This window comes from Sulfitobacter sp. NFXS29 (assembly GCF_040148765.1).
In the GTDB taxonomy this organism is placed as follows: domain Bacteria; phylum Pseudomonadota; class Alphaproteobacteria; order Rhodobacterales; family Rhodobacteraceae; genus Sulfitobacter.
The window spans coordinates 64,521-91,041 of record NZ_JAGDED010000009.1; the positions used below are offsets into that span (position 1 = coordinate 64,521).

Consider the following 26,521-nt stretch of genomic DNA (forward strand, 5'->3'; position numbering starts at 1 on the left):
TCATTCCGCCGCAGAGGCGGCTTGTTTTGCCGCGCGCATCTGCATCCATTCATCAAGACGCGCGATCTGCGCCTCATCCATTCGCAGGCCCAACTTGCTGCGGCGCCAAACGACGTCCTCTGCGCTGAGGGCATATTCCTTGTTCATCAGCCACGCGACCTCACCCGCCGTAAGGGTCGCGCCGAAGTGCTCGCCCATATCCGCGAGCGTTTTCGCCGCGCCCATCATCGCCCATGCATCGGTACCATAGGCGCGGATCAGCCGTGCTGCCCAGCTTTCATCAAGAAAGTCATAATCCGCTTTCAGCCGCGCGATCAACTGCGCCACGCCGTCCACCGGGAAATCCCCACCGGGCAGCGCCACGCCAGCGGTCCAATGATCCGACAGCCCGCCGAAATGCGGGGCGATCAGTTCCAGCGCGTCTTCGGCCAGTTTGCGGTATGTGGTGATCTTCCCGCCAAAGACATTGAGGATCGGCGCGCCGCCGGTTTCGTCCACCTTGAGCGTATAGTCCCGCGTGGCCGCCGTGGCGCTGCTGGCTCCATCGTCATAAAGCGGGCGGACGCCGGAGTAGGTCCAAACGATATCTTTACGGGTGATGTCCTGCTTGAGATAGCCATTCACGAAGTTGATCAGGTAATCCTGCTCTTCGGGGGTGCATTCCGGGGTGACCGAAGGATCGGGGTGATCCGCATCCGTAGTGCCGATCAGGGTGAAATCCTGCTCATAGGGGATCGTGAAGATGATCCGCCCATCGGTGCCTTGGAAGAAATAGCATTTGTCGTGATCGTAAAGCCGCTTGGTCACGATATGGCTGCCCCGCACCAGCCGCACCCCTTCGGAGGAGTTCAGCCGCGCAGTGTTGTGGATGATGTCACCCACCCACGGGCCGCCCGCGTTGACCAGCATCTTCGCTTGGATCACCTCGCGCGGGCCATCGGCGCCATGCTCCACGGTGACAGCCCACCCTTCGGCATGGCGGTCGGCCGAGATGACCTTGGTCCGGGTCATGATGCGTGCGCCGCGCAATTCCGCATCGCGGGCGTTCAGCACCACAAGGCGCGAATCTTCGATCCAGCAGTCTGAATACTCAAAGGCTTTCTCGAAGCGATCTTCCAGCGGTGCCCCTTCGGGCGTGCCGCGCAGCGACAGGCTGCGGGTGGCGGGCAGGATCTCGCGACCGCCGAGGTTGTCATAGAGAAACAGGCCCAAGCGGATCAGCCACGCCGGGCGGCGGCCCCGCATCCAAGGCATGAACAGCCGTAGCAATTTGGAAGTCGGCGTGTCCCCCTCGAACCGCATGTCGCGGTGATAGGGCAGCACGAAGCGCATCGGCCAAGAGATATGCGGCATCGCTTTCAGCAGCACTTCGCGCTCGGTCAGCGCATGGCGCACGAGACCGATCTCAAAATACTCAAGGTAGCGCAGCCCGCCGTGGAACAGTTTGGTCGAGGCCGAAGAGGTCGCCGAGGCCAGATCATTCATCTCGGCCAAGGTCACGCTCAGCCCCCGCCCTGCGGCGTCGCGCGCGATCCCGGCGCCGTTGATACCCCCACCGATGACGAAAAGATCGACCGGGGCAGCGGGCACACGACTATCGGGCTGTTGGTTCAAAATCCGGCCCTCCCCCAGCTCAGACTGTCCAATTCAGGGGAAGTGTTACGAAACGACTCTCATCTGCACAAGTTTTATTTTCGTTTATGTTCGGTTCGCCAGAATATCGAACATGCTACTAACAACTTGCTGCGCGATTGCTTGCGTTAGTCAAAACACTGGAGATAATGCGCCAATAGCAGGCAGGAGCGCCCCCCATTTCACAGACATTCCGCCATCCCGACATTCTTGAAATCGCCCGGCGCGAAGGCAAAGTCACCGTGGACGGGCTGGCCGAGCATTTCGGCGTGACCCATCAGACCATCCGCCGTGACCTTACGGAACTGGCCGATAGCGGTAAGCTTGAACGGGTGCATGGCGGCGCGGTACTGCCTTCGGGGGCCAGCAACATCGGCTATGCCGAGCGGCGCAATCTGCACGAAGAGGCCAAGAATCGCATCGCCCGCGCCTGTGCCGAACATATTCCCGACGGCTGCTCGGTCTTTCTGAATATCGGCACCAGTACCGAGGCGGTGGCCCGCGCTCTGCTGCATCACCGCGATCTGATGGTGGTGACGAACAACATGAATGTCGCCAATATTCTGGTCGACAATCCCGAATGCCGCATTGTGCTGACGGGCGGGGCGCTGCGCCGCATGGACGGCGGGCTGGTTGGCAATCTGACGATCGAAACGATCCGCCAGTTCAAGTTCGACATCGCGGTGATCGGCTGTTCGGCCATGGATGCGGATGGTGATCTGCTCGACTTCGATATCGAAGAGGTGGGGGTCAGCCAATGTATCATCGCGCAGTCGCGCAAGACCTTTTTGGTGACGGATCATTCCAAGTTTAAACGCTCCGCCCCGGCGCGCATCGCTTCGGCGCGGGAGGTGGATATGTTCTTTACCGATCTGCCCCTGCCCGCCGGGCTTGCAGAGAAATGCAAGGGTTGGGAGACTGAAGTGGTCTTTGCCCCGGATGCCTGACGCGCGCCGCTAGGCGTCCGTCCATTCCCGCGCGGCGGGTTTGGTCACCAGTGTCGGCAGGCAGGCTTGCAACGCTTCGACAAAGTTCTGGCTCCAGCGGTTCACATCCGTCGCCCGCACCTGCGCCATGCAACTGGCATGGCGGCGTTTGCGTTCCTCCAACGGCAGGGCAAGCGCGGTCTTGAGCGCCTCGCTCATGTCCTCGATGTCGTACGGGTTGACCTGAATAGCATCCGTCAGGTCTTCGGCGGCGCCGGCCATATGCGACAGGATCAGCACGCCGGGGTCTTCGGGGTCTTGCGCCGCGACATATTCCTTGGCCACGAGGTTCATCCCATCGGCAAATGGGGTGACGATCCCCACCCGCGCACGGCGGTAAAGCCGTGCCAAGAGATCGCGATCAAGGTTGCGGTGGATATAGCGCAGTGGGGTCCAATCGATCTCTCCATGTTCGCCGTTCACCCGGCCGACAAGTTCTTCCAATTCGTAGCGCAACTCGCGGTATGCGGCGACCTCTTCGCGGCTTGGCGGTGCGATCTGGACCATGCTCACCCGCCGCTCACGCTCATCGCGGGTTTCCAGATACCGGCCAAAGGCGCGGAAGCGGTTGGGCAAACCTTTGGAGTAGTCCAGCCGGTCCACCCCGATCACGATGTCCCCCGCCATGTCATCGGCAAGCCGGTCCTGCGCGCTGCCGCCTTGGGCGGCCTGCACAAAGGTCTCTACATCGATCCCGATGGGGAACGACCGCAGCGCCACCGCCCGTGAGCCGCATTTGATCGTGCCGTTCATCAAAAACTCGGAGTCCGTTTCGGCGCGGAACATTTCAAGGCAGCGCGCCACGTCAGCGCGGGTTTGCAAGCCCACGAGGTCATAGTCCGCCAGCCAATGCGCCAGATTGGCCTCCCGCGGGAGGGCGCCCATATCGCCCAAGGCGGGGAAGGGAATATGCAGAAAAAACCCGATCTTACCCGCAAAGCCCAGCTTGCGCAGTTCTGTTGCGAGGGGGAAGAAGTGGTAATCGTGCACCCAGATCATATCGTCCGGCCGGGCCACCTTCATCACCTGCCGCGCAAGGCGCGCGTTCACGGCGCTGTAGCCCCGCTCGAACCCCCGGTCCAACTCCACCAGATCGCCGCGACGGTGACAAACCGGCCAAAGCACCGAGTTGGAAAAACCGAGGTAGAAATTCTTGTAATCTTCGGGGCTGAGGCTGAAGCTCAGCCGGGTGTATTTGCCCTGATCGCCATATTCGCTCAGGCTCTCTGACGGGGTTTCGGTGGTTTCGGGGTGCGACCCGATCCAGATGCCGCCGATCTTGCGCAGGGTTTCGTGAAGCGCATAGACCAACCCACCAGAGGGGGCGGCCTCTGACGGGATGCGATTTGAGATTACAATTAATCTGCCAGCCATTTTATGCCTCGGGAACAATCAATTTTTGGCCGCCGAGCCTGCTAAGGCGGAACGCCGACCACCACTAACGGTTTAATGGTTTAGGTCGGTAAAGGTTCCCAGCTTGGTCGGCTTTGGTCAATTCTTTTGCAGGCGCAGCATGGCAAACCGCTGCGATTATTTTTTCAGCGCCCAAGAAAGAACCATGCAACCCCCACCGGCAGCAGGGACATAAGGACCATGGAAAAAATCACGACCCTGCCGTCGCGCATCAGATAGCCCGCCGCGAAAATGGCGATCATGGCCGAGGCGATAGAGCCGGAGGTGGGCACGATTTCCATGAACGGCATGAACATTGACAGGGCCATCACCATCAACAACGGCAAGTAAATCCACGGGCGGTGCAGGATGAAGGTCGACCGCTGATGCAAATATTGATCCACGAAATCCACCGGGCGGCGCAGCCAGCGCACCCCCGCACGGAGCTTTTTCGCAGCGATGTCGCGGCGCATGATAAAGCCCGGCAGCCACAGGCTTTCGCGGCCAAAGATCATCTGCACCACCAGAAACAAGACCACCAACCCGATAAACGCCGTAAAGCCGGGGATGCCGCTGGCCGGAGAGGTAGAGATCAGGCTGAAGGTCAGGATCGTCGAAGCAAATGAATGTTTGCCCAGACAATCGATGATTTCTTCCACGGTAATCTGCCGATCCGCGCCGCCGGACAGATGCTCCATCTGGTCAAGGACACCGCTGAGGGTCGGGGCAGTTGTCTCGTTCATGAAATTTCGGTCCTTCTGCAGCCGGGCGATACCACTATTCATGTTAACAATGCCTGAGCGCGGTTAAAGTTCGCCCGTCCCGTCAATTCAGGGTCACGCGGTGCTGCGTAAAAAGGCCAAAAGCCCCCGTTCGGCTTGTGTCATATCGTCAAGATCAGGCGGGTCCGGCAGGTCTTGGGGGTTTTGGCAAAGGTCGATGACCTGCGGATGGATATAGCTGTTGCGTGCAATGGTGGGCGTGTTGTGTAGCCGTTGGGCCGCCGCTTCGGCCATGGCTTTGATGGTGGGTTTATCGTCCTTTAGCGCCACGTCAAAGGCCGCGACAGACCCGGCCCATGTGCGAAAAGTCTTGGCGGAGAACCCTTCGGTCCCTGCGGCCTCGGCGATATAATCATTGAGGGCCGAAGAAGTCAGCCTGCGCGGCTCCCCCTCTTCGTCGAGCCATGTCAGCAGGTCCGCGCCCGGCAGATCGCGGATTTTCTCCAAGGCGCGCATCAGGGTACGGTTGGCGATCTGTCGGCGGACCCGCTTGCCGCCCTTCGCCATGAAGGAAGCCTGCAATTTCCCATCTTTCAAGACCAGATGCCGCCGTTTCAAGGTCAGCGTGCCATAGGTGCGGTTGGTTTTGGCATAGACTTGATTGCCGACGCGCAGCGACAGGCGGTCGATCATCGCCACGGCGGCGGCCAGTGCAAAGTCACGTTCGCCCAACTCTTCCTTGAGGTCACGGCGCACGCGGCGGCGGATGCGCGGCAGGGTCTCGGCAAATTCGGGCAGGCTCGCGTATTTCTCCTGCGCCTGCGCCTCGGACCAGAGCGGATGATAGCGGTACTGTTTGCGCCCCCGCGCATCGACCCCCGTCGCCTGTAGGTGACCGTTGACATGAGGGCTGATCCAGACCTGCTCATAGGCCGGGGGCACCGCCAGTTTTACCAGACGTTCGCGTTCGGCCTTGTCCTTGATGCAGCGGCCATCGGGCGCGTGATAGGAAAACCCCCGCCCGCAGCGCCGCCGAGCGATGCCGGGTTTGCTGTCGGGGTAGTACCTGAGCGTGGACGGTGCGGTCATCTGGGGTTCCGAATGTGTGATGCGGGGTCTTGCGGGGGCGCGCAGATTGCCCGCCGTCTAGGCAAACGCCGCTGCATTGGCTGGGTTCCCGCCCCGCAGGACGCGCATCTTTGCGCAGCTGCAGCATAAATCCTTTGATTTCGCTGCGCTGGCGCATAGGTTTTGTGGGAACGCCCGCGGACTGAAAACGCCTACGCCCTAAAAACGCCAGTGCTTTGAAACGGATAGACCAGACCCTATGGATAGCCCCACCCTGTCGCACAGCAATCTGCCGCCCGTGATCCCGCTTGAGCGCCATGCGTTTTTCCTTGATCTCGACGGCACGCTGGCCCCCATCGTCGACAACCCCGAAGACGCCTGCCTGCCGGAGGCGACGCGCCACCTGCTGACGCAACTCGTTGCACAGACCGATGGGGCGGTGGCGGTGATCTCGGGCCGGGCGCTGGCGGATGTGGACCGCATCTTGGGCGCGCTGCGGCTGCCGGTCTCTGGCTCGCATGGGTTGGAGCTGCGGCTGAGCACCGCGGCGGATCACGCCCCAAAGCAGAGCGCAGGGATCCCCGCCCCCGTGATCGACCGGGTGGAAGAATTCGCCGTGCTGCATGGGGTGACGTCAGAACGCAAACCCGGCGCGATTGCGCTGCATTACCGCAAGGCCCCCGATCAGGGCGAGGCCTGCCGCGCTTTTGTCGATACGCTGGTTGGCGAAGACGCCAGCCTGCGCGGCCTGCATGGCAAGATGGTCAGCGAAGTCGCCCTGAAAGGTGTCGACAAGGGCGGCGCGGTGACGCGATTCATGGCCTCCCCCGCCTTTGCCGAGCGGCTGCCGGTGATGGTGGGCGACGACGTGACGGACGAAGACGGCTTTCGCGCGGCGCAGGCCATGGGTGGCTTTGGCATCAAGATCGGCCAAGGGCCAACCGACGCACAGCATCGCATCGCAGATGTGGCCGGCCTTGCCGATTGGCTGAAAGAAATTCTGCGCTGATCCGGCCCGCCCGGCAGACGCATTGAGAATAGAAAAGAGGGACTTATGGATCTGGGTGTCATCGGGAATTGCGCGGTTGCGGCGCTGGTCAGCCGCGAAGGGGCGATCAACTGGTTTTGCCTGCCACGGTTTGACGGCGATCCGGTCTTTCACAGTCTGATGGGCCACGGCGCGGGCGAAGAAGGCGACGGGGAATTTGCCGTCGAACTGGAAGACATGACCGAGAGCGAACAGAGCTATCTGCCCAATACCGCGATCCTGCGCACGGTCCTGCGCAGCGCCAAGGGCGCTGTTGAGATTGTTGATTTCTGCCCGCGTTTCACCGCCTATGGCCGCAGTTTCCGCCCCCAGATGCTGGTCCGGCAGGTGCGCCGCATCGAAGGCTCGCCCCGCGTGCGGATGCATCTAAAACCGCGCTTTCAATGGGGGGAGGTGGCCCCCACGCTTACCCGCGGGTCGAACCATGTGCGCTTTGTCGGGCCTGAGCAGAACATGCGCCTGACCACCGACGCGCCGATTGACCATGTGTTGGACGGGCGCATGATCAACCTTGAAGGGGAGATGACCTTCATCCTTGGCCCGGATGAGACGCTGTCGGACAGTCCTGAGCAGATCGGCACCACCTTTCGCACCAAGACCACGCGCTATTGGCAGCGCTGGACGCAGCGCTTGGCGATCCCTTTCGAGTGGCAAGAGGCCGTTATTCGCGCCGCGATCACGCTGAAACTCTGCAGCTATGAGGCCACGGGCGGTGTCATCGCCGCGATCACCACCTCGCTGCCCGAAGCGCCGGATTCGGGGCGCAACTGGGATTACCGCTATTGCTGGGTCCGCGATGCGTTTTTCACCGTGCGCGCGCTCAACAGCCTCGCCGCGACCCGCACGTTGGAGCATTATTTCCAATGGCTGATGAATGCCGTGGCGGATGCCGAAGGCGGACATATCCAGCCCGTGCTGGGGCTGGGGCTTGAGACGGCGCTGACCGAACGTATCTCACCCAGCTTGCAAGGCTTCCGCGGCATGGGGCCGGTGCGGATCGGCAATCAGGCGCATGAGCATTTCCAGCACGACACCTATGGCAATATCATCCTCGGTGCAGCGCCCGCGTTTTTTGATCACCGCCTGCCGATGAACACCGGGCGCACGGCCTTTGAACAGCTAGAGCCCTTGGGCGAGCAGGCGTGGGAGTTGCACGACGAACCTGATGCCGGGATTTGGGAGCTGCGCAGCCGCGCCCGCATTCACACGTCTTCGTCGCTGATGTGCTGGGCTGCCTGCGACCGTTTGGCCAAGATCGCGCGCCATTTGAAATTGGACGACCGCGCCGCCCTCTGGGCCGAGCGCGCCGAGGTGATCCGCGACAAGATCCTCGACAACGCTTGGTCAGAAGACCGCGGCGCCTTTGTCGAAAGCTTTGGCGGCAGCACCTTGGACGCCAGTGTCTTGTTGATGGGAGAGGTCGGTTTCCTGCCACCGAAAGACCCGCGGTTCATCGCCACGGTCGAGCGTCTTTCCGAAGTGCTGGGCCGCGGCCCCTTTATGCTGCGCTACGAAGAGGCGGATGATTTCGGCGTGCCCGAGGTCGGCTTTAACGTCTGCGCCTTCTGGCGGATCGACGCGCTGGCACGGATTGGCCGCGAAGAGGAAGCCCGCAAGCTGTTCGAAGAGCTGTTGGAAGCCCGCAACCACCTTGGCCTGATGTCCGAAGACACCGCCTTTGCCACCGGCGAGGGATGGGGCAACTTCCCGCAGACCTATTCCATGGTTGGTATCATCAACGGCGCGATGCGCCTGTCGCGGCGGTGGGAAGCCGAGCTTTAACGCGCGAACAGCAGGCGCAGCCCCAAAAGCCCCAGCACCACTGAGGCCACCCGGTCAAAGTAGACCTTCGCGCGCAGGTAGCCTTGGCTCACTGCCGGGCGGCTCATGCCGAAGGCCAAAGTGGTGTAAAAGGCAACTTCGATGATCAGGTGGTTGGCGACGATCAAAAGGTTCTCGCTCAGGCGCATCCCCTCGGGGAAGATGACCACCAGAACCGCCGCGGCGAAAAGCACCGACTTGGGGTTCAGGATGTTGATCATCAGCCCCTGCCGAAAGGCATGGCGGGCGGGGGTCACCGTACTTGCCACCGGCGCCCGCGCCCCGCGCCACATGCCAGAGGCCACATAAAGCAGATAGACCGCGCCCAGGGTTTTCACGACAGCATAGGCCCATGGGAAAGCGAGGAACACGGCCTCCAACCCCAAGAGCGCGGCGAGGGTCCAGAACGATGCCACGAGGCCAAGCCCAAGCCCCACAGCAACACCCGCCCGCCGCCCCGAACTCAGCGTCGTTTTCAGCGCGATCAGAAAGGCCGGGCCGGGGCTGAGGATCGACGCGATAAGCGCGATGTTAAAGGCGATGAGATGCGACAGTTCCATGGCCGATGCCCCCTTTGTGCGCCCCCAGCTATGCGGGGCTGTGCCACCCGGTCAACAGAGCTTGGGCGCCCGCCCCGTCGGGAGGTTGATCCGCCCCACATCTGCCCAGAAAACGTGCACCGCCCCTAGACGAAAGACCGCACCGTCGCGATGGCCCCGTCGAGCGCCTTTCCTTCGGCATCTTGCAATGCCGCCTCGCGCAGCCGCGCGATCCATTGCGCCGCGTCCTTTCGCCCGCGCAGCAGCGCGGCGGCATCCATCACCTTGTCGAACTTGCCCAAACCCCGCGCATGGGTGTCGGAATAGCCTTTGATGAGTCGTCGGCATTTCACCAGTTCAACCGCCGAGTCGTAATCGGCCTCAACCTCCGCCAAACAGCGCGACAGCCAACTGTCGAGATGGGCGACTTCGATGGCATGGCGGTGGGTTTTCAAACGATACCCTTTGAGCCCGCCCAGAACATGCAGCATGAGAAACGCAGGCAGCCGGTCGGTGCGCAGGCGGCGGCCCTTGTCGAACCAGCGGTTCAGCCGCGCCATCCACTTCTCGCTCGCCTCTACCTTTGCGCCAAGACGGGCAGGCATCAGGCCCGCGATTTCGTCGGCGCGGGGGTGGAAGTATTCGGTCAGCTGCATCAGGTTGGCATCGCCCGCCCGCATCTCTTGCCGGATATGCGCAAAGCGCGGCGCGCGGGTTTTCAGGTCTGCCACGCGGATAACATCATCATAGGCCATGGCATTGGCAATATATTTCGCCGCGGCCGCCGAGAGCCGCCAGTCCTGCGCGGCGGTGTCACGGGCCAACACGGTATCGAGCCGGTCAAGATAGAGCGTGCCATAGGCGCAGTCTTGGTAGTTTACGACCTTGGCAAGCCCCGCAAAAGCCAAATCATGCACCGCTTCGGGCAGCGCATCGGCGCGGGTGACCAGCGCGTCCCACGGGCTTTGCAGCGCGTCAGGCCCGGCAAGGCGAAATGCGGTTTCGGGGTCTTCCACAGGGTCCGGGGCGGCGTCGGGCAGGCGGCCCTGTGCCGCGTCAAAGCCCACGGCGAAGGCACGCAACGAGGGCTCCACCCCCTTGCCCCCGGCGCGGATCGCATTCTCATAGGCCTCCCGGCGGAACGGCAGCGCGCCAGACCCGGCCAAAGCGCCAAAGAGCGAGGCCGAGATAACAGAGCCCGCGCCCACGGCCAGCCCTTCCATATCTTCGAGCACCAGTTTCTGCGCCGCGATCTCAGCCGCCGCGCGCACTTCATCGGCATTGGCAATGCCATCGCCGGGGGCCATCTTCTCGCTCACCGCGAGGGCGCGGTGGGTCGAGCCGATCAGCGTGGTGCGGTCGGGCGTCACGAAACCGCGCATCACGGCGCGGCCAACCTCCATCATCTCAGCCGCGATCAACACATCGACATCGCCCGCCGCAGGGGCGAGGGCAAAGACCGGCTCTAGCGCGCTTTTGCGGGCCATTTCGACGTAATAGATCGTGGCCCCGGTGCGCTGCGCCACCCCCGCCACCGAGGTCGCCTGACAGACATAGCCTTCGGCCCGGGCCATGGATTCGATCCACCCGGTCAAGACGCCACCGCCCTGCCCGCCCACGGCCATGACCGCGAGCTTGGTGATTTCGCCGACACGCGCGTCGGGTGTCTTTTGCGGCAGAACCAAATTCACGTCGTCACTCCTTCGCTGCGCAGCCGCTTGGCGTCGCGCCGTCTTTGCAGCCAAGCGATGATCTGGCTGGATTTATCGGCACGCCACCGCTCAAACCGCGTCGGATTGTGCACCACATCCGCTTGGTAAAACGACGGGCAAAGCACCGCCGTATCGGCCACTTCGCCGCAATTGCCGCAGCCGACGCAGGTCTGATCGATATGCGCCACCGGATCGTCGCGCAGCGGATCGTCGAGCCGTTTGAGCGACAGCGACGGGCAGCCCGAGAGCCGGATGCAGGCATGATCCCCGGTGCAGACATCCGCATCGACGCCAAAGCGCGGCACCTCCATCCGGCGGCCTTCCTTGATCGCTTTGTTGCGCAGGGGTTTCTCGCGGCGCTGCTTGTTGAGCATACATTCCGAGGAAGCCACGATGACCTTCGGCCCCTTATAATCGGTGGTCAGCGCCTCGCGCAGCACCTCGCGCAGCTTGCCCACGTCATAGGTCCGGTCGATCTGGCGCACCCATTCGACGCCGACCCCTTTCAGCGCCTTAGAGATCGGATTGTTGGTTGATTTCGTGTCGTTATGCGCCCGCGAGGACATCACGTCCTGCCCGCCCGTGGCGGCGGAATAGTAGTTGTCGACGATCACCGCGACGCTGTCGGATTTGTTGAACACCATGTTCCCGATTGAGGTCGAAAGCCCGTTGTGCCAGAACCCGCCATCGCCCAAGATCGAGATCACCCGCTTGTCGCCGCCTCCGTCGAAGGCCGCGTTGGATGCGGGGCCGAGGCCATAGCCCATGGTCGAACCGCCGATCTCGAAAGGCGGCAGGCAACCAAAGAGGTGACAGCCGATGTCGCCGGTGATCTGGTGCTTGCCCAGTTCTTGTTCGGTCAGCTTCATTGCAGCAAATATCGGGCGTTCGGGGCAGCCAGTGCAAAAGCCCGGCGGGCGGATCGGCACGGTGTCTGACAGATCGGGGATCGCGGGCGCTTCGGCATTGGGGGCGCGTACGGCACCGGGGAGCATTTCGGGCGCGGCGATCTTAAGGAAAGCAGTCATGCCATCGAGCAGCACCTGCCCGGTGTATTCGCCCGCCATCGGCAGCACGTCCTTGCCGTGCAGCTTCACCTTGCGTTCGAGCCTGTAGAGGTAGGAGCCGAGTTGCTGTTCGATGTGATCGGGCTGGCCCTCCTCGACCACCAGAACATGCTCTTTGCCCGCGCAGAATTCGTCGAACTCGTCCCGCAACAGCGGATAGGTGACATTCAGCACATAAAGCGGCACTTCGGTCTGGCCGTGGATATCGGCCAGCCCCAGCCGTTGCAGCGCACGGATGACCGAATTGTACATGCCGCCCTGCACCACGACGCCCAAGGGCGCTTTCTCTGGGCCAAAGAACTCATTCAACCCATTGTCGCGGATGAACTTTTCAGCGGCGGGCCAGCGGTTTTCGATCTTGTCCTTCTCATGGAGATAAGACATCGGCGGCAGAACCACGCGGTTGAAGTCCGAGCGCGGGTTGGCGGCGGCTTCGGCCACGGTCAGCGGTGGGCGCTGGTTGTCGCGCGTCTCAAAACTGCCCGTCACATGGCAAGACCGGATGCGGACCATCAGCATGACCGGCGTGTTGCTCGCCTCCGACAGTTCAAACCCGTCTTTGACCGCCTTGGTGATACAGGGCAGGTTGGGGCGCGGATCGAGCATCCAGAACTGTGATTTCATCGCGAAACCATGGCTGCGCTCCTGCATGATCGAAGAGCCCTCGCCATAGTCTTCGCCCACGATCACCAGCGCGCCGCCCGTCACGCCGGAGGAACTGAGGTTCGCCAGCGCGTCCGAAGCCACATTCACCCCCACCGGCCCCTTAAAGGTCACCGCCCCGCGAATGGGGTAGTGCACCGACGCTGCCAGCATCGCCGCCGCTGCGGCCTCCGATGCGTTCGCCTCAAACCGCACGCCAAGCTCACCCATCAGCTCTTCGGCGTCCGCCAACACGTCCATCAGATGCGAGATCGGCGCACCCTGATAACCGCCCACATAGCCGACCCCGTTTTCCAACAGCGCCTTGGTAATCGCGAGGATACCCTCCCCTGTGAAGACGTCGCCATCCCCTTTGCGCAGGTGTTCCACCTCTGCCTTGAACGAACGTTCGGCCATTGGACCCTCTTAAAAATCGTGTTTTCGGATGTTGCGCAGCATGGTGCGCAGCGTAGCGACAAAGGCCTCTTTCTCGGCCGCGCCGATGCCTTTGAACATCGCGTCATAGGCCTCGGCCATATGCGGCCAAAGCCTTGCATAGGCCTCTTGCCCCTTGTCGGTCAGATAGACGCGCGTGGCACGGCTGTCGGCCGCATCGGTCTCGCGCCGCACCAACCCGTCGCGCACCAGCGCGTCGAGCGCGCGGCTCAGGGTGGATTGCTGCACCACGGCATAAACGGCCAATTCGCGGATCAAGATGCCATCGGTCACCGACAGCACGGCGAGAGAGCGCATTTGCGGCGTGGTCAGCCCAAGTGCGGCCATCTCCGCCGACAGGGCGGCGTTATACCGCCCCATAATCCGGTTCATCAAATAGGGCGCGAAATTATCGAGGCCCATCTGATCCAGCGGCGCATTCCCCGCCTCAGAACGTGATGTATCTGCCACTGGTCAGCCCTTCGGCACCAGCGCAAGCGCCCGAATGGGGCTGCCGGTGCCGTTCTTGATCTTCAGCGGCGCCGCAATCAGGATCGCGCCCTTGGGCGGCAGCTTGTCGAGGTTGGCAAGGCTGGCAAGACCGAAACAATTGTTCTTGTGCAACAGGTTATGCGCAGGGTACGGCGGTTCCATCCCACCGGCTTGGCCCGCGTCGGTGCCGATGCACTGGGTGCCCCAGCCGACAATCTTTTTGTCCATCAAATATTCAATCGCATCCGGGGTCGGCCCGGGGCTGTGGGGGCCCGTCTCATCCGCATTGAGAAAACGCGCTTCGTCATCGACGCGGGCGTCCCAATCGGTGCGCATGACGACCCATTCACCCTTACCAATCTCACCATATTCTGCTTCCCATTCCTTGATGCCCTTGGCGTCGATCAGGAAGTCCGGGTCTTCTTGAGATTGCTGCGAACAGTCGATCACATTCACCGGCGCAACGAGGCGCTGCACGTCGAGCGTATCGGTGAAGCCGTCGTCGTAATCCTTGCCGGTGATCCAGTGATGCGGTGCGTCGAAATGGGTGCCGGAATGCTCTCCCAGCACCATCCAGTTCCAGGCAAAGAAAGGGCCATCCTCGTCATATTCGCTGATCCTGTGAATCTCGACCTTCGGTGTTGGCTTGGCAAAATCGGCTGGCAGTTGCAGGATCGGCGTATCCGGCCCCAAAACGCCCGAACAATCCACCACTTCGACCCCGCCAGAGGCAAGCATCGCCCCGAAATCCCGCATTAAATCTGTTGCACTCATTTCAAACAGTCTCCCTCAAATGGCACACCCACTCCCGATGCGTTGGCCCATGAAAAGATGCTAGTCAAATTTATATGCGTTTGCAATTATCTTCTTCAAAAGGGCGCAAAACAACGAAAACGGCCCGCCGCAAATGCGACGGGCCTGCCCAGCCGGGGAGAGTTGGGAGGGGGATTAGGCGGCGTATTTCGCGACCGCGCCGCCCTGCTTGCTCCAGTCAGCATACCATGTGCGGAACAGCCGATACTGCGCTTCGGCATAGCCGCGCTGGCTGTCGGTCAGAGAGTCGGTCTCATTAAAATGCAACGCATATTCCCCATGGCCCTCAAGCACCATTAGATGCTTATAATAAAGCACAAGGTCCGGCCCCTCATCAAAGGAGGATAGAACACCAAGCGCCGCGTCGAGTTCCTGCGCCCGCTGGCGTGCTTCGGCATCGCCCGTCGCTGCGGCTTGGCTGAGGGCCACAAGATGCAGCACTTCGCGCGGCAGCACATTGCCGATCCCTGTGATGGCGCCCGTGGCACCGCAATTGACGAAACCATGGAACACGGTGGTATCCACCCCAATCATCAGCGTGACTTCATCATCGCGGCTGGTGATGTTCTCCGCCGCATAACGCAGATCATCCGCACCGCCGAACTCTTTGAAACCCACGAGGTTCGAATGCTCGGCCCGCAGGGCAAAGAACAGATCGGCACGGGTGGCGAAGCCGTAATAGGGGCTGTTGTAGATCACGGCAGGCAGCTCTGGCGCGGCCGACAAAACGGTTTTGAAGTGATCTTTCTGTGCCGCAACCGACGTGCCGCGCGACAGGATGCGGGGGATCAACATCAGCCCCTTCGCGCCAACCTTTTGCGCATGGGCCGCATGTTCGGCGGCCAGCTTGGTGTTCACAGCACCCGTGCCAACAACGACCGGCACACCCGCATCAACCAAACGCTCAACGCCCTCCATCCGCTCTGCATCGGTCAGCAAAGGCCAATCGCCCATAGAGCCGCAATAGACAACCGCGCTCATGCCATCGGCAATCAGCTTTTTGCCCATGCGCACGAGCGCATCGAAATCGGGCCTCCGGTCTGCCGTGCAGGGGGTCATCAGGGCCGGGATGCAGCCGGAAAAAATCGAAGGGGTCATTTGTCTCTCCATTCACAGAATCCGGCTGCGATATTGCCGGGGTCGGCTGCATCTTAGCTATTGTATTTTATTTGTCGACATAAAATCAACGCAAGCTTCCGGAGCGCGAGAAAATCGCCAATTTACTGATAGTTAGAGTTCGACATGCTGCCGCCGATCACGCGATATCAGCGCCTGAATCTGCCGCACAATCTGATCCGCATGGGTCTCCGCCAAAGAATCCGCGCGCCCGATATCGCGCGCCTCGATGGCCGCGATCAAATCCTCATGCTCTTGGACATACTCACTGGGAAGCTGATCGTCGAAGGATTGGTAATACATCCGCAGCAAACGGCGCCCCTCGTCCAACAAGCGCAAACAAAGCGATTCGTAGTAAGGGTTGCGCCCCGCCCGCGCGATCTCGGCATGAAACTCACGGTTCGTAGCGATCATCGACAGCGCGTCCTGCGCCGATACGGCCTTGGCAAACTCTGCCTGCCGCGCACGGATCTTGGCCATATCAGCCGGGGTGTGAAACTGCGCCGCCAGCCGTGTGGTGACACGGTACATCAACGTCATCGCGTCAAAGAAGGTGTGCAGGTTCATGAAGTCGATATTCGCCACCACGGTCGAACGGTTGGGCAGCGTGGTCACCAACCCCTCGCTCGCCAGCCGCACCAAAGCCTCACGGATCGGCGTGCGCGACATCGAAAGACGCTCGGATAGGCGAATCTCGTCGATCGGGCTGCCGGGCAGCAGGGTTAAATCAAGGATCTCATCCCGCAGGATAGAATAGACAAATTGCGCCCCGGACCCGCGCTTGCGTTCCGCCGTTTTAGGTTTGCTGGTCATGCGGGGATGCCGCCCTTTCGAAATTCTTGGCTCCCCCTCGATAAAGCAACAAATCGACCGCCCTACAATAGCGCAGCCCTACCGAATGCGCGCCCGCCCCCTTCAATTCATCCTTTCTTAAATACCGTCCGCAATCTCCCCAAACGCCGTCCTTGCCAATCAAGCCCCCAACAGGCCTTCGCAAACCGCTCAAAAATCAAGCATCGCCGTAGATACGGCAGGCAATATCCGTCGCAACAGATTGACCGAAAAAGGCTTTCCCAAAAATTAAAATCGCCGGATTGACAGCGAGAAACTTGCAACCGCATACTCGACCAATCTTATATTGGTTCAAGAAAGCGGTCCATTGCCCAGCCCTGACATCGGCCTCAACACCGACCCAGACAAGGTTTTGCTCGAAGTGCGCGACTTCAGCCTGCGCTTTCGCGGCGCGCCAAGTGACCAGATCAACCACGTGAATTTTTCGGTTCACCCGGGCAAGACGCTCTGCGTTGTCGGGGAAAGTGGGTGCGGCAAAAGCGTGACCTCTTTGGCGATGATGGGGCTGCTGCCCGAAGGCGCTGCGACGATCAGATCGGGCGAGATGGTCTTCGAAGGGCAAAAGCTCGACCTTGCCGATCACACCGCCATGCGCAAATTGCGCGGCAGTCGGATGACCATGATCTTCCAAGAGCCGATGACCTCGCTTAACCCCGCGTTCCGCATTGGCGACCAGATCACCGAAGCCGTGCTTGCCCATAGCACCGCCAGCAAATCCGAGGCCGAGGAAAAGGCCCTGGCGATCCTCAAGCGGGTCGGCATTCCGGCAGCGGAAAAGCGGATGCGCGATTATCCGCATCAACTCTCGGGCGGGATGCGCCAACGGGTGATGATTGCCATGGCGCTGGTGAATGACCCCGCGCTGCTGATCGCGGATGAGCCTACAACCGCGCTTGACGTGACCATTCAGGCGCAGATTTTAGAATTGATCCGCGACCTTCAGGCCGAGACCGACATGGGCACGATCATGATCACCCACGACCTCGGCGTCGTGGCCGAAATCGCCGATACCGTGGCCGTCATGTACGCGGGCACGATTGTCGAGACCGGCCCGGCTGAGCGTATATTCAACGACCCGCAGCACCCCTACACGATTGGCCTCATGTCCTCGATCCCGCAGCTAAGCGGCCCGCGCGGGCGTTTGGCCACCGTGCCGGGCATGGTGCCGACGACGCAGAACATGCCCGAAGGCTGCCGTTTTGCCACGCGCTGCCCTTTCGCCCAGCCCATCTGCGCCAATGAGCCGCCGCTTGCGCCCCTGGAAGGTGGCCACGCCGTCGCCTGCCATTTCGCCCCGCTAGAGACCCATCTGGAGCAGAGCGCATGACCGACACAATCCTGACCGCGCGCGGGCTAAAGAAACACTTCAAAACCTCGGGCGGCGGCTTGGCGAAAGGGGCCACGGTCAAGGCGGTCGACGGCGTCTCCTTCGACGTGCGCCGCGGAGAGACCTTTGCCATTGTTGGTGAATCCGGCTGCGGCAAATCCACCCTCGCGCGGCTGCTCATGCGCCTGCTGACCCCGACCGAGGGCGATGTGCAGTTTGACGGCAGCGATGTGCGCGGCCTCGCCGGGCGCGACCTAACCGCGCTGCGCCGCGACATGCAGTTCATCTTTCAGGATCCCTTTTCGTCGCTGAACCCGCGCATGAGCGTCGGCAAGCTAGTCGGCGAACCCCTAGAGACGCATTTCTCAAAAATGTCCGCCTCTGAGCGGCGCGGCAAAGTGGCGGAACTACTGGCCAAAGTCGGCCTGCGCCCCGAGCACGCCGAACGCTACCCGCATGAATTTTCGGGCGGCCAGCGCCAACGGATCGGGATCGCCCGCGCGCTGGCCTCGGCCCCGAAGCTGGTGATCGGGGATGAGCCTGTCTCGGCCCTTGATGTGTCGGTACAGGCGCAGGTGATCAACCTGCTGGGCGATCTGCGCGATGAGTTGGGGCTCACGCTGGTGATCATCGCCCATGACCTCGCTGTGATCCGCCATATGAGCGACCGTGTGGCGGTAATGTATCTGGGGCAGATCGTCGAACAGGGCGATGTCGATACGGTCTACAACCATCCGCGCCACCCCTATACCCGGGCGCTCCTTTCGGCCATTCCGGTTGCCGCCCATGGTGCGCGCACGCCGCAAACCGCGCTTGAGGGCGAGATGCCCAGCCCGGCCAACCCGCCCTCGGGTTGCCGGTTCCACACCCGTTGCCCCTATGCCAAAGACCGCTGCGCGAGTGAGCCGCCTGCCTTACGCGAAACCGATGCAGGCGACGGTCATATCGCCGCCTGCCACTTTTTCGAAGAGATAGCCGCCGCCACGCCGGACCTCGGGCTTGCCGATGCGCCCGAACGTGCCCCGGGCGCAGCTGCGCGCTTTGCGCTTTACCAAGACGCCATGCAGGATCGGACAACGCTCCGCCCCCGCCAAGACCAAGAATAACAGGCTAACAGACTTAATGAAACGACAGGAGAGTTCGATATGAAACTGACCAAAATGACCCTCGCCGCCGCGCTGCTGGGGGCCACGACCCTCGGCGCTCAGGCGGCTGACCTGCGCATCGCGCTGCAATCTGACGCCGATGTGCTGGACCCCGACCAGTCGCGCACCTTTGTGGGGCGGATCGTCTATACCTCGCTTTGCGACAAGCTGGTGGACATCACACCTGATCTGGAAATCATCCCCCAGCTGGCGACCGAGTGGTCCTTTTCTGAGGATGGCAAGCAACTGACCATGAAGCTGCGCGATGATGCGGTGTTCCATGACGGCACGCCGATTGACGCCGAGGCCGTGGCCGCCAACATCGACCGCAGCCAGAACCTTGAGACCTCGCGCCGCAAGTCCGAGCTTTCCTCCATCACCGGTGTCGAAGTACTGGGCAGCCATGAAATCCGCTTTGATCTGGCCGACGCCGACGCCACGCTGATGGCGCAGTTCGCCGACCGCGCGGGCATGATGGTTTCCCCCACCGCTGCCGAAGCGGCGGGCGATGACTTTGGCCTGAATCCGGTCTGCTCCGGCCCCTACCAGTTCAAAGAGCGCGTGGCCCAAGACCGCATCGTGCTGGAGAAATTCGCCGACTATTACAACGCCGACAAATACCACTTCGACACCGTCACCTACCTGCCGATCCCCGACACCACCGTGCGTCTGGCCAACCTGCAATCGGGCGACATCGATATGCTGGAGCGCCTCGCCGCAACCGATCTGGCGCAGGCCGAGGGTGACGACGGCATCAAGGTCGAAAGCGCCGTGTCGCTGGGCTATCAAGGCATCACCATCAATGTCGCCAATGGCGAAAAGGGCGACAACCCTTGGGGCAATGACAAACGTCTGCGTCAGGCGTTGAGCTATGCGGTGGACCGTGAAGCGATCAATCAGGTGGTGTTCAACGGCGCCTTCGCCGCGGGCAACCAGCCCTTCCCGCCGAACTCGCCTTGGTACAGCACCGACTTCCCCGTGCCCGAGCGTGACGTAGAAAAGGCCAAGGAACTGCTGGCCGAAGCAGGCTTTGCCGATGGGATCGACCTTGAGGTGCAGGTGCCGAACACCACGATCCCGCTGCAACTGATGCAGGTCGTGCAATCCATGGCGGCTGAGGCGGGGATCAACATCTCGATTACCTCCAAGGAATTCGCAACGCTGCTGGCCGACCAATCGGCGGGTGACTATCAGGCGAGCCAGATCGGCTGGTCCGGTCGCGTGGACCCCGATGGCAACATCCACCAGTTCATGACCACCGAGGGCGGCATCAACGATTCCAAATACTCAAACTCGGAAGTGGATGAACTGCTCGACAAGGCGCGCAAGTCCAACGATCAGGACGTGCGCCGTGAAAGCTATACCGCCGCGCGGGCCATCCTGAACGACGAGATGCCCATCGTGTACCTCTACCACCAGACATGGATCTGGGCGCTGGACTCCGACATCTCCGGCTTCACCCCCTATCCTGATGGCATGATCCGCCTTGAAGGTATGAAAAAAGAAGAAGGTTAAAACCTTCTCCAACCGCACCGCCGGGCCGGTCCCGGCGGTGCCCCTCCCCTGAGCGAGACGTTTCAACATGCTGTCCTTCATCCTGCGCCGTCTGGTGATCGCGATCCCGACGATCATCCTGATCTCGGTCTTTGTCTTCACCTTGCAAAAGCTGCTGCCGGGCGATCCGGTGCTGGCCATGGCCGGCGAAGAACGCGACCCGCAGGTGCTGGAATTCCTGCGCGAGAAATACCGCCTGAATGACCCAATACCGGTGCAATATTTCACTTGGATCGGCAACGCGCTGACGGGGGACTTGGGCATTTCGCTGCGTACCAACCAGCCGGTGCTTGAACTGATCGGGGAAAAGCTGCCCGTCACGATCCAACTGGCGACGATGGCGATGATCTTTGCCCTGCTGATCGGCGTGCCTGCGGGCATCTTTTCGGCCGTTAAGAAGGGCACCGTGACCGATTATGTGGCCAACGTGGTGGCGCTCTCGGGCCTGTCGATCCCGAACTTTTGGCTGGGGATCATGCTGATCCTGTTGGTTTCGGTAAAATGGAAACTGCTGCCCGCTTCGGGCTATGTGCCCCTGAGCGAAGACCCCATCCGCTCCATCACCGTGATGATCATGCCGGCGTTTGTGCTAGGAACGGCGCTTGCCGCCACGCTAATGCGCCACACGCGGTCGGCCATGCTGAGCGTGCTGAGCAGTGACTACGTCCGCACCGCCCGCGCCAAGGGTCTGGTCGAGCGGAAGGTTATCCTCAAACACGCCTTTCGCAACGCGCTGACGCCCATCGTTACCCTGACTGCGCTCTTGTTTGGCGAACTTATCGCGGGCGCGGTGCTGACCGAACAGATTTTCACCATCCCCGGCTTTGGCAAGCTTGTGGTCGATGCGGTGTTCAACCGCGATTACGCCGTGGTGCAGGGGATCGTCCTCGTTACCGCTGTCGGCTTTATCTTCATGAACCTGCTGGCCGATGTCGCCTATGTGCTGCTGAACCCCCGCCTGAGGAAGCAATAATGGCCCAACCTGCCACCCCCATCACCATCGACGCCGAAAGCGCCGCTGATCCGGTCCTCTCGGCCCGCCCTGAAAACCGGGTCTGGAAGAAATTCCGCCACCACCGCAGCGCCATGTTGGGCGGGGTGCTGGTGGTTTTCTTCTGCGCCATCGCTGTGCTGGCCCCGTTGCTGCCCATCCCCGACCCTGCCGCCACCGATTGGGGCGCCGTGCGCAAAGGGCCGTCCGCCGCGCATTGGTTCGGCACCGATGAGCTGGGCCGCGATGTGCTATCGCGGCTGATCTGGGGGGCTCAAGCGTCCTTGCTGGCGGGGGTCGTTTCGGTCGCCATCGCGCTTGGACTTGGCGTCCCTCTGGGCATCATTGCCGGGTATTTCGGCGGCTGGACCGATGCGATAATTTCGCGCTGCACCGAGGCGCTGTTGGCCGCGCCTTTCCTGATCCTTGCCATCGCGCTCGCCGCCTTCCTCGGGCCGAGCCTGACCAACGCGATGATCGCCATCGGCATCTCGGCCACGCCGATCTTTATCCGCCTCACCCGTGGTCAGGTGCTCAGCGTCGCCGCCGAAGATTACGTCGAAAGCGCGCGGGCCATCGGCCTGTCGACCCCGCGCATCCTGCGCCGCTACATCTTTCCCAACGTCCTGCCGCCCGTGCTGGTGCAGGCCACGCTGACCGTCGCCACCGCGATCATCGCCGAAGCCTCGCTCTCATTCCTTGGCCTCGGCCAGCAGCCGCCCGCCCCCTCTTGGGGCTCGATGCTGAACACGGCCAAGAACTTCCTCAACCAAGCGCCATGGATGGCGCTTTGGCCCGGCATTGCGATCTTCATGGTCGTGCTCGGCTTTAACCTTCTTGGCGATGGTCTGCGCGATGCGCTGGACCCGCGCGAACACTGACCGGAGACGACATGACCCCCTTTACCACCCGTCCTGAAATCCGCGGCTCCTTCGGTGTCACCACCTCGACCCATTGGATCGCTTCGACCGTGGGTTTTGGCATCCTCGAAAAAGGCGGCAATGCGTTTGACGCCGCCGTGGCTGCGGGCTTTGTCTTGCAGGTGGTCGAGCCGCATTTGAACGGCCCTGCGGGCGATCTGCCGATCATCTTTCACGACGCGGAGAAGAAGGCGACCAAGGTCGTTTGCGCCCAAGGGGTCAGCCCCGCCGCCGCTAAGCTGGAGCATTTCGAGGAACTCGGGCTGAGGCTGATCCCCGGCTCGGGGCTTTTGTCGACAGTGGTGCCCGGTGCCTTTGACGGCTGGATGCTGATGCTGCGCGACCATGGCGCCATGGGCCTGCGCGAGGTGATGCAGCCCGCGATCGACTATGCCCGCGATGGCCATCCGGTGCTGCCGCGCGTGTCGAACACCATCAAGGGGTTGGCCGAATATTTCGCCGCCGAATGGCCCACCTCCGCCGCCGTCTGGACGCCGGGCGGCGAAGCGCCAGAGCCCAATGCCAACTTCAAAAACCCCGATCTGGCCGCCACCTATGAACGGTTGGTAAGCGAAGCCGAGGCCGCAGGCGAGGACCGCGAAACACAAATCGAGGCCGCGCGGAAAATCTGGTCCGAAGGGTTCGTGGCCGATGCAATTTTCGACTACCTCGAAGACGCCTGCGTGCATGACGTGTCAGAGCAAAAGAACAGCGCCCTCTTGGCGCGCCAAGACATGGCCAAATGGCAGGCCAGCTACGAAGACACGCTCACTTATGAGTATCACGGCTGGACGGTGCATAAGACCCACGCCTGGTCGCAGGGGCCGGTGTTCCTGCAGGCCCTCGCTATCCTTAAACATTTCGATCTTGCCGCAATGGACCCGATGGGCGCCTCCTTTACTCATACGGTGATCGAGGCGATGAAACTCGCCTATGCCGATCGCGAGGCCTATTACGGCGACCCAGAACAGAGCATCATCCCGATGGAAGAGCTGCTCTCTGACGCATATAACGCGGAACGCGCGAAACTGGTCAACGGGAAGGCTTCGCTAGAGCAACGCCCCGGCATTATCGCGGGGCTGGAGCATCTGGCCGAGCGTTATATCGAACGCGCTGCCCGTGATTTCGGCGTTCAGAATGCCGCCCCGCAAGAGCCGACGATGGCGCATCTGACCGAAAAACGCGGCGATACCGTGCATTTGGATGTGATCGACCGTTGGGGCAATATGGTCTCGGCCACGCCTTCGGGCGGGTGGCTGCAGAGCAATCCGGTGGTGCCGGGGCTTGGCTTTCCGCTGAACTCCCGCGCGCAGATGTTCTGGCTTGAGCGGGGCTTGCCCACGTCGCTTGCCCCCGGGCGTCGGCCACGCACCACATTGACCCCCTCCTTTGCCGAGCATTCGGACGGGCGGCAACTGGTCTTTGGCACGCCGGGTGGCGACCAGCAGGACCAATGGCAATTGATCTGGTTCCTGCGTTTCGTGCATCACGGGATCGACCTGCAAGAAGGCATGGACGCGCCGCTGTTCCATACCATGCATTTTCAAAGCAGCTTCTTTCCCCGCCAAGCCCTGCCCGGTGAGATGATGATCGAACCCAATGTTGGCGCTGCGGTGATCGACGCGCTGCGCGCGCGGGGCCATATCGTCACCGTGGCCGAGCCGTGGTCGGTGGGGCGGATGACCGCCGCGCTGCGCAATCCCGATGGCAGCCTTCAGGCCGCCGCGACCCCCCGCCTCATGCAGGCCTATGCCGTAGGACGTTGACCCATGACCTATTCCATCATCGCCCGTGACCCCGAAAGCCATGAGATCGGCATCGCCGTTGCCAGCCGCTTTTTCGCGTGCGGGGCCGCCGTGCCCTACATCGGTCGCCGTGTCGCCGTGGCGACGCAGGCTTTCGTTAACCCGCTCTGGGGGACCGAAGGCCGGCGCATGCTGGAAAGCGGTGACCCTGCCGACGCACTGCTAAAGGAATTCGCTGCACGCGACGCGGGGCGCGATATCAGACAATGTCACATGCTCGACGCTAAGGGAAATTTCGCCGCGCACACTGGCGCTGGTTGTGTCGATTGGGCCGGACACCGCGTAGGCGACATGCATTCCGTCGCAGGCAATATGCTGACCGGGCCGGAGGTGGTGGAGGCCACGTTTGAAACCTATGCCGCCCGCAGTGATTTGCCGATGGCCGAACGCCTGCTCGCCGCCATGCGCGCAGGCGAAGAGGCGGGCGGCGACAAGCGGGGCCGCCAGGCGGCAGGATTGGTGATCCACCGCGGACAGGACCACGCCTATCTTGACCTTCGGGTCGACGATCACGGCGATCCGCTCAGCGAGCTCGACCGGCTGCTTGAGGTCGCAGGAGAGCGCTACCTGCATGTGGCCGAAGCGATGCCGAGCCTCGACAATTTCTCAGGCACCTCGGACCGCGGGCCGATTGATGCCGCGATTGCGCGGGCCGAAGAGGCGCGCCGCGCCGCGCGCAAACCCAGCCGATCACTGGCGACTGATTTAGAGACAAAGAAAGATTAACCCGATGAACGCGCTCGATTTTGGCCAGCTTCTGCCCCTCCTCGCCATTGCGGTGACCGCCGGTATTTTTGGCGGTATCCTTGCGGGTCTGCTGGGTGTTGGCGGCGGTATTGTGATTGTGCCTGCGCTCTATCTGGCCCTGTCGACGGCGGGGATGGACCCGGCGATTACCATGCAGGTGGCCGTTGGCACCTCGCTGGCAACCATCGTCTTTACCTCGCTGTCTTCGGGCTATGGCCACTTCAAACGCGGCGCGATTGATATGGACCTGCTGAAACTCTGGGCGCCGTCGCTTTTGGTTGGCGTTGTCATCGGCGCGCTTTTGGGAGGCTACGTCTCGGGGCTGATCCTTGTCGGCGTTTTTGCCACCGTCGCGGCGCTCGTTGCCCTCGATATGATCTTTCGCAAGACCAAAGACGACCCCACCCCGCGCGGCTTTGCCAAGCCGATCTGGGCGGTGCTGGGTGTCGTGACCGGCGGGCTGTCGGCGATGATGGGCATCGGGGGTGGGACCATTGGCGTGCCGCTGCTGAATTTTCTGGGCTATGACATCCGCCGCGCGGTCGGCACCTCTGCCGCAATCGGCTTTATCATCGGGCTGCCCGGCGCGGTGGTCTATGCGCTGACGGGCCTCGGCGCCGAAGGGCTGCCGCCCTTCTCGCTTGGCTATGTGAACCTTGCCGCTGCGGCCATCATCATTCCGCTGACCAGCAGCTTTGCCCATGTGGGCGTGAAATTGGCCCATAGCATCCCCCGAAGGGCGCTTCGGTTTGCCTTTGGAATTTTCCTGATGGTAACGTCATTGCGTATGTTCATTGATTTATTTGAAGCGTTTTCCAACTCATGACACAGCCCCCCCAGACCGCCCCAAGTGAAGATGAATTGGCCGAGCGGCTGCGCAGAGCGATCCGGCAAGGGGATATCCTGAACGAAGGGCGGATGCCGCCCGAACGGGCATTGGCCGAGCATTTCGGCGTGAGCCGCGCGCGGCTGCGGCTGGCGCTTGGCCTGCTGCAAGAAGATGGCACGATCTACCGCCGCCACGGCCAAGGTACATTCGCCACGCCGCCGCCTGCCACCAATGCCGACAGCCTGCGCCAACTCGCCCGGCAGGTCACGCCAAGCGATGTCATGGAAGTCCGGCTTGAGGTCGAGCCCGCCCTTGCCGCCCTCGCCGCCGACCGCGCCCGCCCGCAAGAGATCGAGCGGCTGGATCAGTTGATGCGCGCCACGCTGAACCTCAGTGATCCCGATGCCTATGAGGCAGCGGATGACATGTTCCACTACAAGATCGCCGAGATGGCCCGGAACCCGCTGTTCCTCACGGTTTACGAATCCATCCGCGCGGTGCGCCGCGAAGTGGCTTGGACCTCGCGGCGCCGCACCTATCACGCGCCTGAGACGTTACAGATACTTGGCGAACAACACATGACCCTGAACGACGCCATCGCCCGGCGCGATACGCTCGGTGCGGCCGCGGCGATGGAACAGCATTTGCTGACCGTATCCAAAACCCTGCTCCGTGATCGGGTGCGCAAGATCGAGCTCGATCTCTAGCTGGGTCAGTCCTGAGCACTGCTGAAGTGGTCAAAGGTTGTAGCATCGTGTCGGATCGTATCACGATCGGAACCACCCTCAAAACGCTGTGGATTCATTGTCCACAAAGCGCCCTCACCCCATTGCCATTTTGAGCGTCCAGCGCTAGCAGTTTTCCTG

The 26,521-nt window shown here is 61.9% G+C and carries 23 protein-coding genes; 12 read left to right on the top strand and 11 right to left on the bottom strand.

The features are described from left to right. Entirely contained in the window at positions 1-1,614 is a 1,614-nt protein-coding gene (gene glpD, locus J3456_RS14370) for a glycerol-3-phosphate dehydrogenase (protein ID WP_349580823.1), read from the bottom strand. Positions 1,615-1,811: 197 nt separating this feature from the next. Here glpD and J3456_RS14375 point away from each other — a divergent pair, with 197 nt between their 5' ends. Continuing rightward, on the top strand, positions 1,812-2,579 hold the full coding sequence (locus J3456_RS14375) for a DeoR/GlpR family DNA-binding transcription regulator (RefSeq protein ID WP_260012990.1): 768 nt from the start codon (positions 1,812-1,814) through the stop codon (positions 2,577-2,579). Positions 2,580-2,588: 9 nt separating this feature from the next. On the opposite strand, the gene J3456_RS14380 is transcribed toward J3456_RS14375, so the two are convergent. From J3456_RS14380 to J3456_RS14390, 3 genes are all read right to left on the bottom strand, one after another. After that, positions 2,589-3,992: an alpha,alpha-trehalose-phosphate synthase (UDP-forming) gene (locus J3456_RS14380; protein ID WP_240791621.1), complete on the bottom strand. Its 1,404-nt coding sequence runs from the start codon at positions 3,990-3,992 to the stop codon at positions 2,589-2,591. Positions 3,993-4,156: 164 nt separating this feature from the next. After that, the gene (locus J3456_RS14385) at positions 4,157-4,753 is read right to left on the bottom strand and encodes an exopolysaccharide biosynthesis protein (protein ID WP_349580824.1); all 597 of its coding nucleotides are present in this window, start codon (positions 4,751-4,753) and stop codon (positions 4,157-4,159) included. 93 nt (positions 4,754-4,846) lie between these two features. Then, positions 4,847-5,821, bottom strand: a complete 975-nt coding sequence (locus J3456_RS14390; RefSeq protein ID WP_349580825.1) for a DNA topoisomerase IB — start codon at positions 5,819-5,821, stop codon at positions 4,847-4,849. Between the two features lie 238 nt (positions 5,822-6,059). On the opposite strand from J3456_RS14390, the gene otsB reads away from it, so the two are divergent. Continuing rightward, a complete protein-coding gene (gene otsB / locus J3456_RS14395) occupies positions 6,060-6,809 on the top strand; it encodes a trehalose-phosphatase (RefSeq protein WP_349580827.1) in 750 nt (249 codons plus the stop codon). A 45-nt stretch (positions 6,810-6,854) separates the two neighbouring features. Beyond that, positions 6,855-8,630 carry a glycoside hydrolase family 15 protein gene (locus tag J3456_RS14400; RefSeq protein WP_349580828.1) on the top strand — a complete coding sequence of 592 codons (1,776 nt, stop codon included), beginning with the start codon at positions 6,855-6,857 and terminating at the stop codon, positions 8,628-8,630. Here J3456_RS14400 and J3456_RS14405 read toward each other — a convergent pair. The 7 genes from J3456_RS14405 to J3456_RS14435 all read right to left on the bottom strand — a co-directional run bounded on the left by J3456_RS14405 (position 8,627) and on the right by J3456_RS14435 (position 16,298). After that, positions 8,627-9,229 carry a LysE family translocator gene (locus J3456_RS14405; RefSeq protein WP_349580829.1) on the bottom strand — a complete coding sequence of 201 codons (603 nt, stop codon included), beginning with the start codon at positions 9,227-9,229 and terminating at the stop codon, positions 8,627-8,629. The genes J3456_RS14400 and J3456_RS14405 overlap by 4 nt on opposite strands. Before the next feature lie 125 nt (positions 9,230-9,354). After that, positions 9,355-10,899 carry an indolepyruvate oxidoreductase subunit beta family protein gene (locus tag J3456_RS14410; RefSeq protein WP_349580830.1) on the bottom strand — a complete coding sequence of 515 codons (1,545 nt, stop codon included), beginning with the start codon at positions 10,897-10,899 and terminating at the stop codon, positions 9,355-9,357. After that, positions 10,896-13,046, bottom strand: coding sequence for a thiamine pyrophosphate-dependent enzyme (locus J3456_RS14415; protein WP_349580831.1), 2,151 nt, complete (start codon positions 13,044-13,046; stop codon positions 10,896-10,898). The genes J3456_RS14410 and J3456_RS14415 overlap by 4 nt, the downstream gene beginning before the upstream one ends. 9 nt (positions 13,047-13,055) lie before the next feature. Next, positions 13,056-13,535, bottom strand: a complete 480-nt coding sequence (locus tag J3456_RS14420) for a MarR family winged helix-turn-helix transcriptional regulator (RefSeq protein ID WP_349580832.1) — start codon at positions 13,533-13,535, stop codon at positions 13,056-13,058. Positions 13,536-13,538: 3 nt separating this feature from the next. Further along, positions 13,539-14,330: a cyclase family protein gene (locus tag J3456_RS14425; RefSeq protein WP_349580833.1), complete on the bottom strand. Its 792-nt coding sequence runs from the start codon at positions 14,328-14,330 to the stop codon at positions 13,539-13,541. A gap of 174 nt (positions 14,331-14,504) precedes the next feature. After that, positions 14,505-15,467 (bottom strand): dihydrodipicolinate synthase family protein, encoded by a 963-nt coding sequence (locus tag J3456_RS14430; protein ID WP_349580834.1) that lies wholly within the window; start codon positions 15,465-15,467, stop codon positions 14,505-14,507. A gap of 132 nt (positions 15,468-15,599) precedes the next feature. After that, positions 15,600-16,298: a GntR family transcriptional regulator gene (locus J3456_RS14435; protein ID WP_349580835.1), complete on the bottom strand. Its 699-nt coding sequence runs from the start codon at positions 16,296-16,298 to the stop codon at positions 15,600-15,602. 346 nt (positions 16,299-16,644) lie between these two features. On the opposite strand from J3456_RS14435, the gene J3456_RS14440 reads away from it, so the two are divergent. From J3456_RS14440 to J3456_RS14480, 9 genes are all read left to right on the top strand, one after another. Continuing rightward, entirely contained in the window at positions 16,645-17,664 is a 1,020-nt protein-coding gene (locus J3456_RS14440; RefSeq protein ID WP_349580836.1) for an ABC transporter ATP-binding protein, read from the top strand. Then, entirely contained in the window at positions 17,661-18,770 is a 1,110-nt protein-coding gene (locus J3456_RS14445) for an ABC transporter ATP-binding protein (RefSeq protein ID WP_349580837.1), read from the top strand. Before J3456_RS14440 ends, J3456_RS14445 begins: the two co-directional genes overlap by 4 nt. 39 nt (positions 18,771-18,809) lie before the next feature. Further along, positions 18,810-20,324, top strand: a complete 1,515-nt coding sequence (locus J3456_RS14450) for an ABC transporter substrate-binding protein (protein ID WP_349580838.1) — start codon at positions 18,810-18,812, stop codon at positions 20,322-20,324. 67 nt (positions 20,325-20,391) lie between these two features. After that, on the top strand, positions 20,392-21,336 hold the full coding sequence (locus tag J3456_RS14455) for an ABC transporter permease (RefSeq protein ID WP_067628831.1): 945 nt from the start codon (positions 20,392-20,394) through the stop codon (positions 21,334-21,336). After that, positions 21,336-22,235, top strand: a complete 900-nt coding sequence (locus J3456_RS14460; protein ID WP_349580839.1) for an ABC transporter permease — start codon at positions 21,336-21,338, stop codon at positions 22,233-22,235. Before J3456_RS14455 ends, J3456_RS14460 begins: the two co-directional genes overlap by 1 nt. Before the next feature lie 11 nt (positions 22,236-22,246). Continuing rightward, positions 22,247-24,040, top strand: coding sequence for a gamma-glutamyltransferase family protein (locus tag J3456_RS14465; RefSeq protein WP_349580840.1), 1,794 nt, complete (start codon positions 22,247-22,249; stop codon positions 24,038-24,040). A gap of 3 nt (positions 24,041-24,043) precedes the next feature. Continuing rightward, positions 24,044-24,805 carry a DUF1028 domain-containing protein gene (locus J3456_RS14470; protein WP_349580841.1) on the top strand — a complete coding sequence of 254 codons (762 nt, stop codon included), beginning with the start codon at positions 24,044-24,046 and terminating at the stop codon, positions 24,803-24,805. 4 nt (positions 24,806-24,809) lie between these two features. Continuing rightward, positions 24,810-25,652: a sulfite exporter TauE/SafE family protein gene (locus J3456_RS14475; RefSeq protein WP_317389132.1), complete on the top strand. Its 843-nt coding sequence runs from the start codon at positions 24,810-24,812 to the stop codon at positions 25,650-25,652. Further along, entirely contained in the window at positions 25,649-26,362 is a 714-nt protein-coding gene (locus tag J3456_RS14480; protein WP_349580842.1) for a FadR/GntR family transcriptional regulator, read from the top strand. The genes J3456_RS14475 and J3456_RS14480 overlap by 4 nt, the downstream gene beginning before the upstream one ends. Positions 26,363-26,521: the final 159 nt, after the last annotated feature.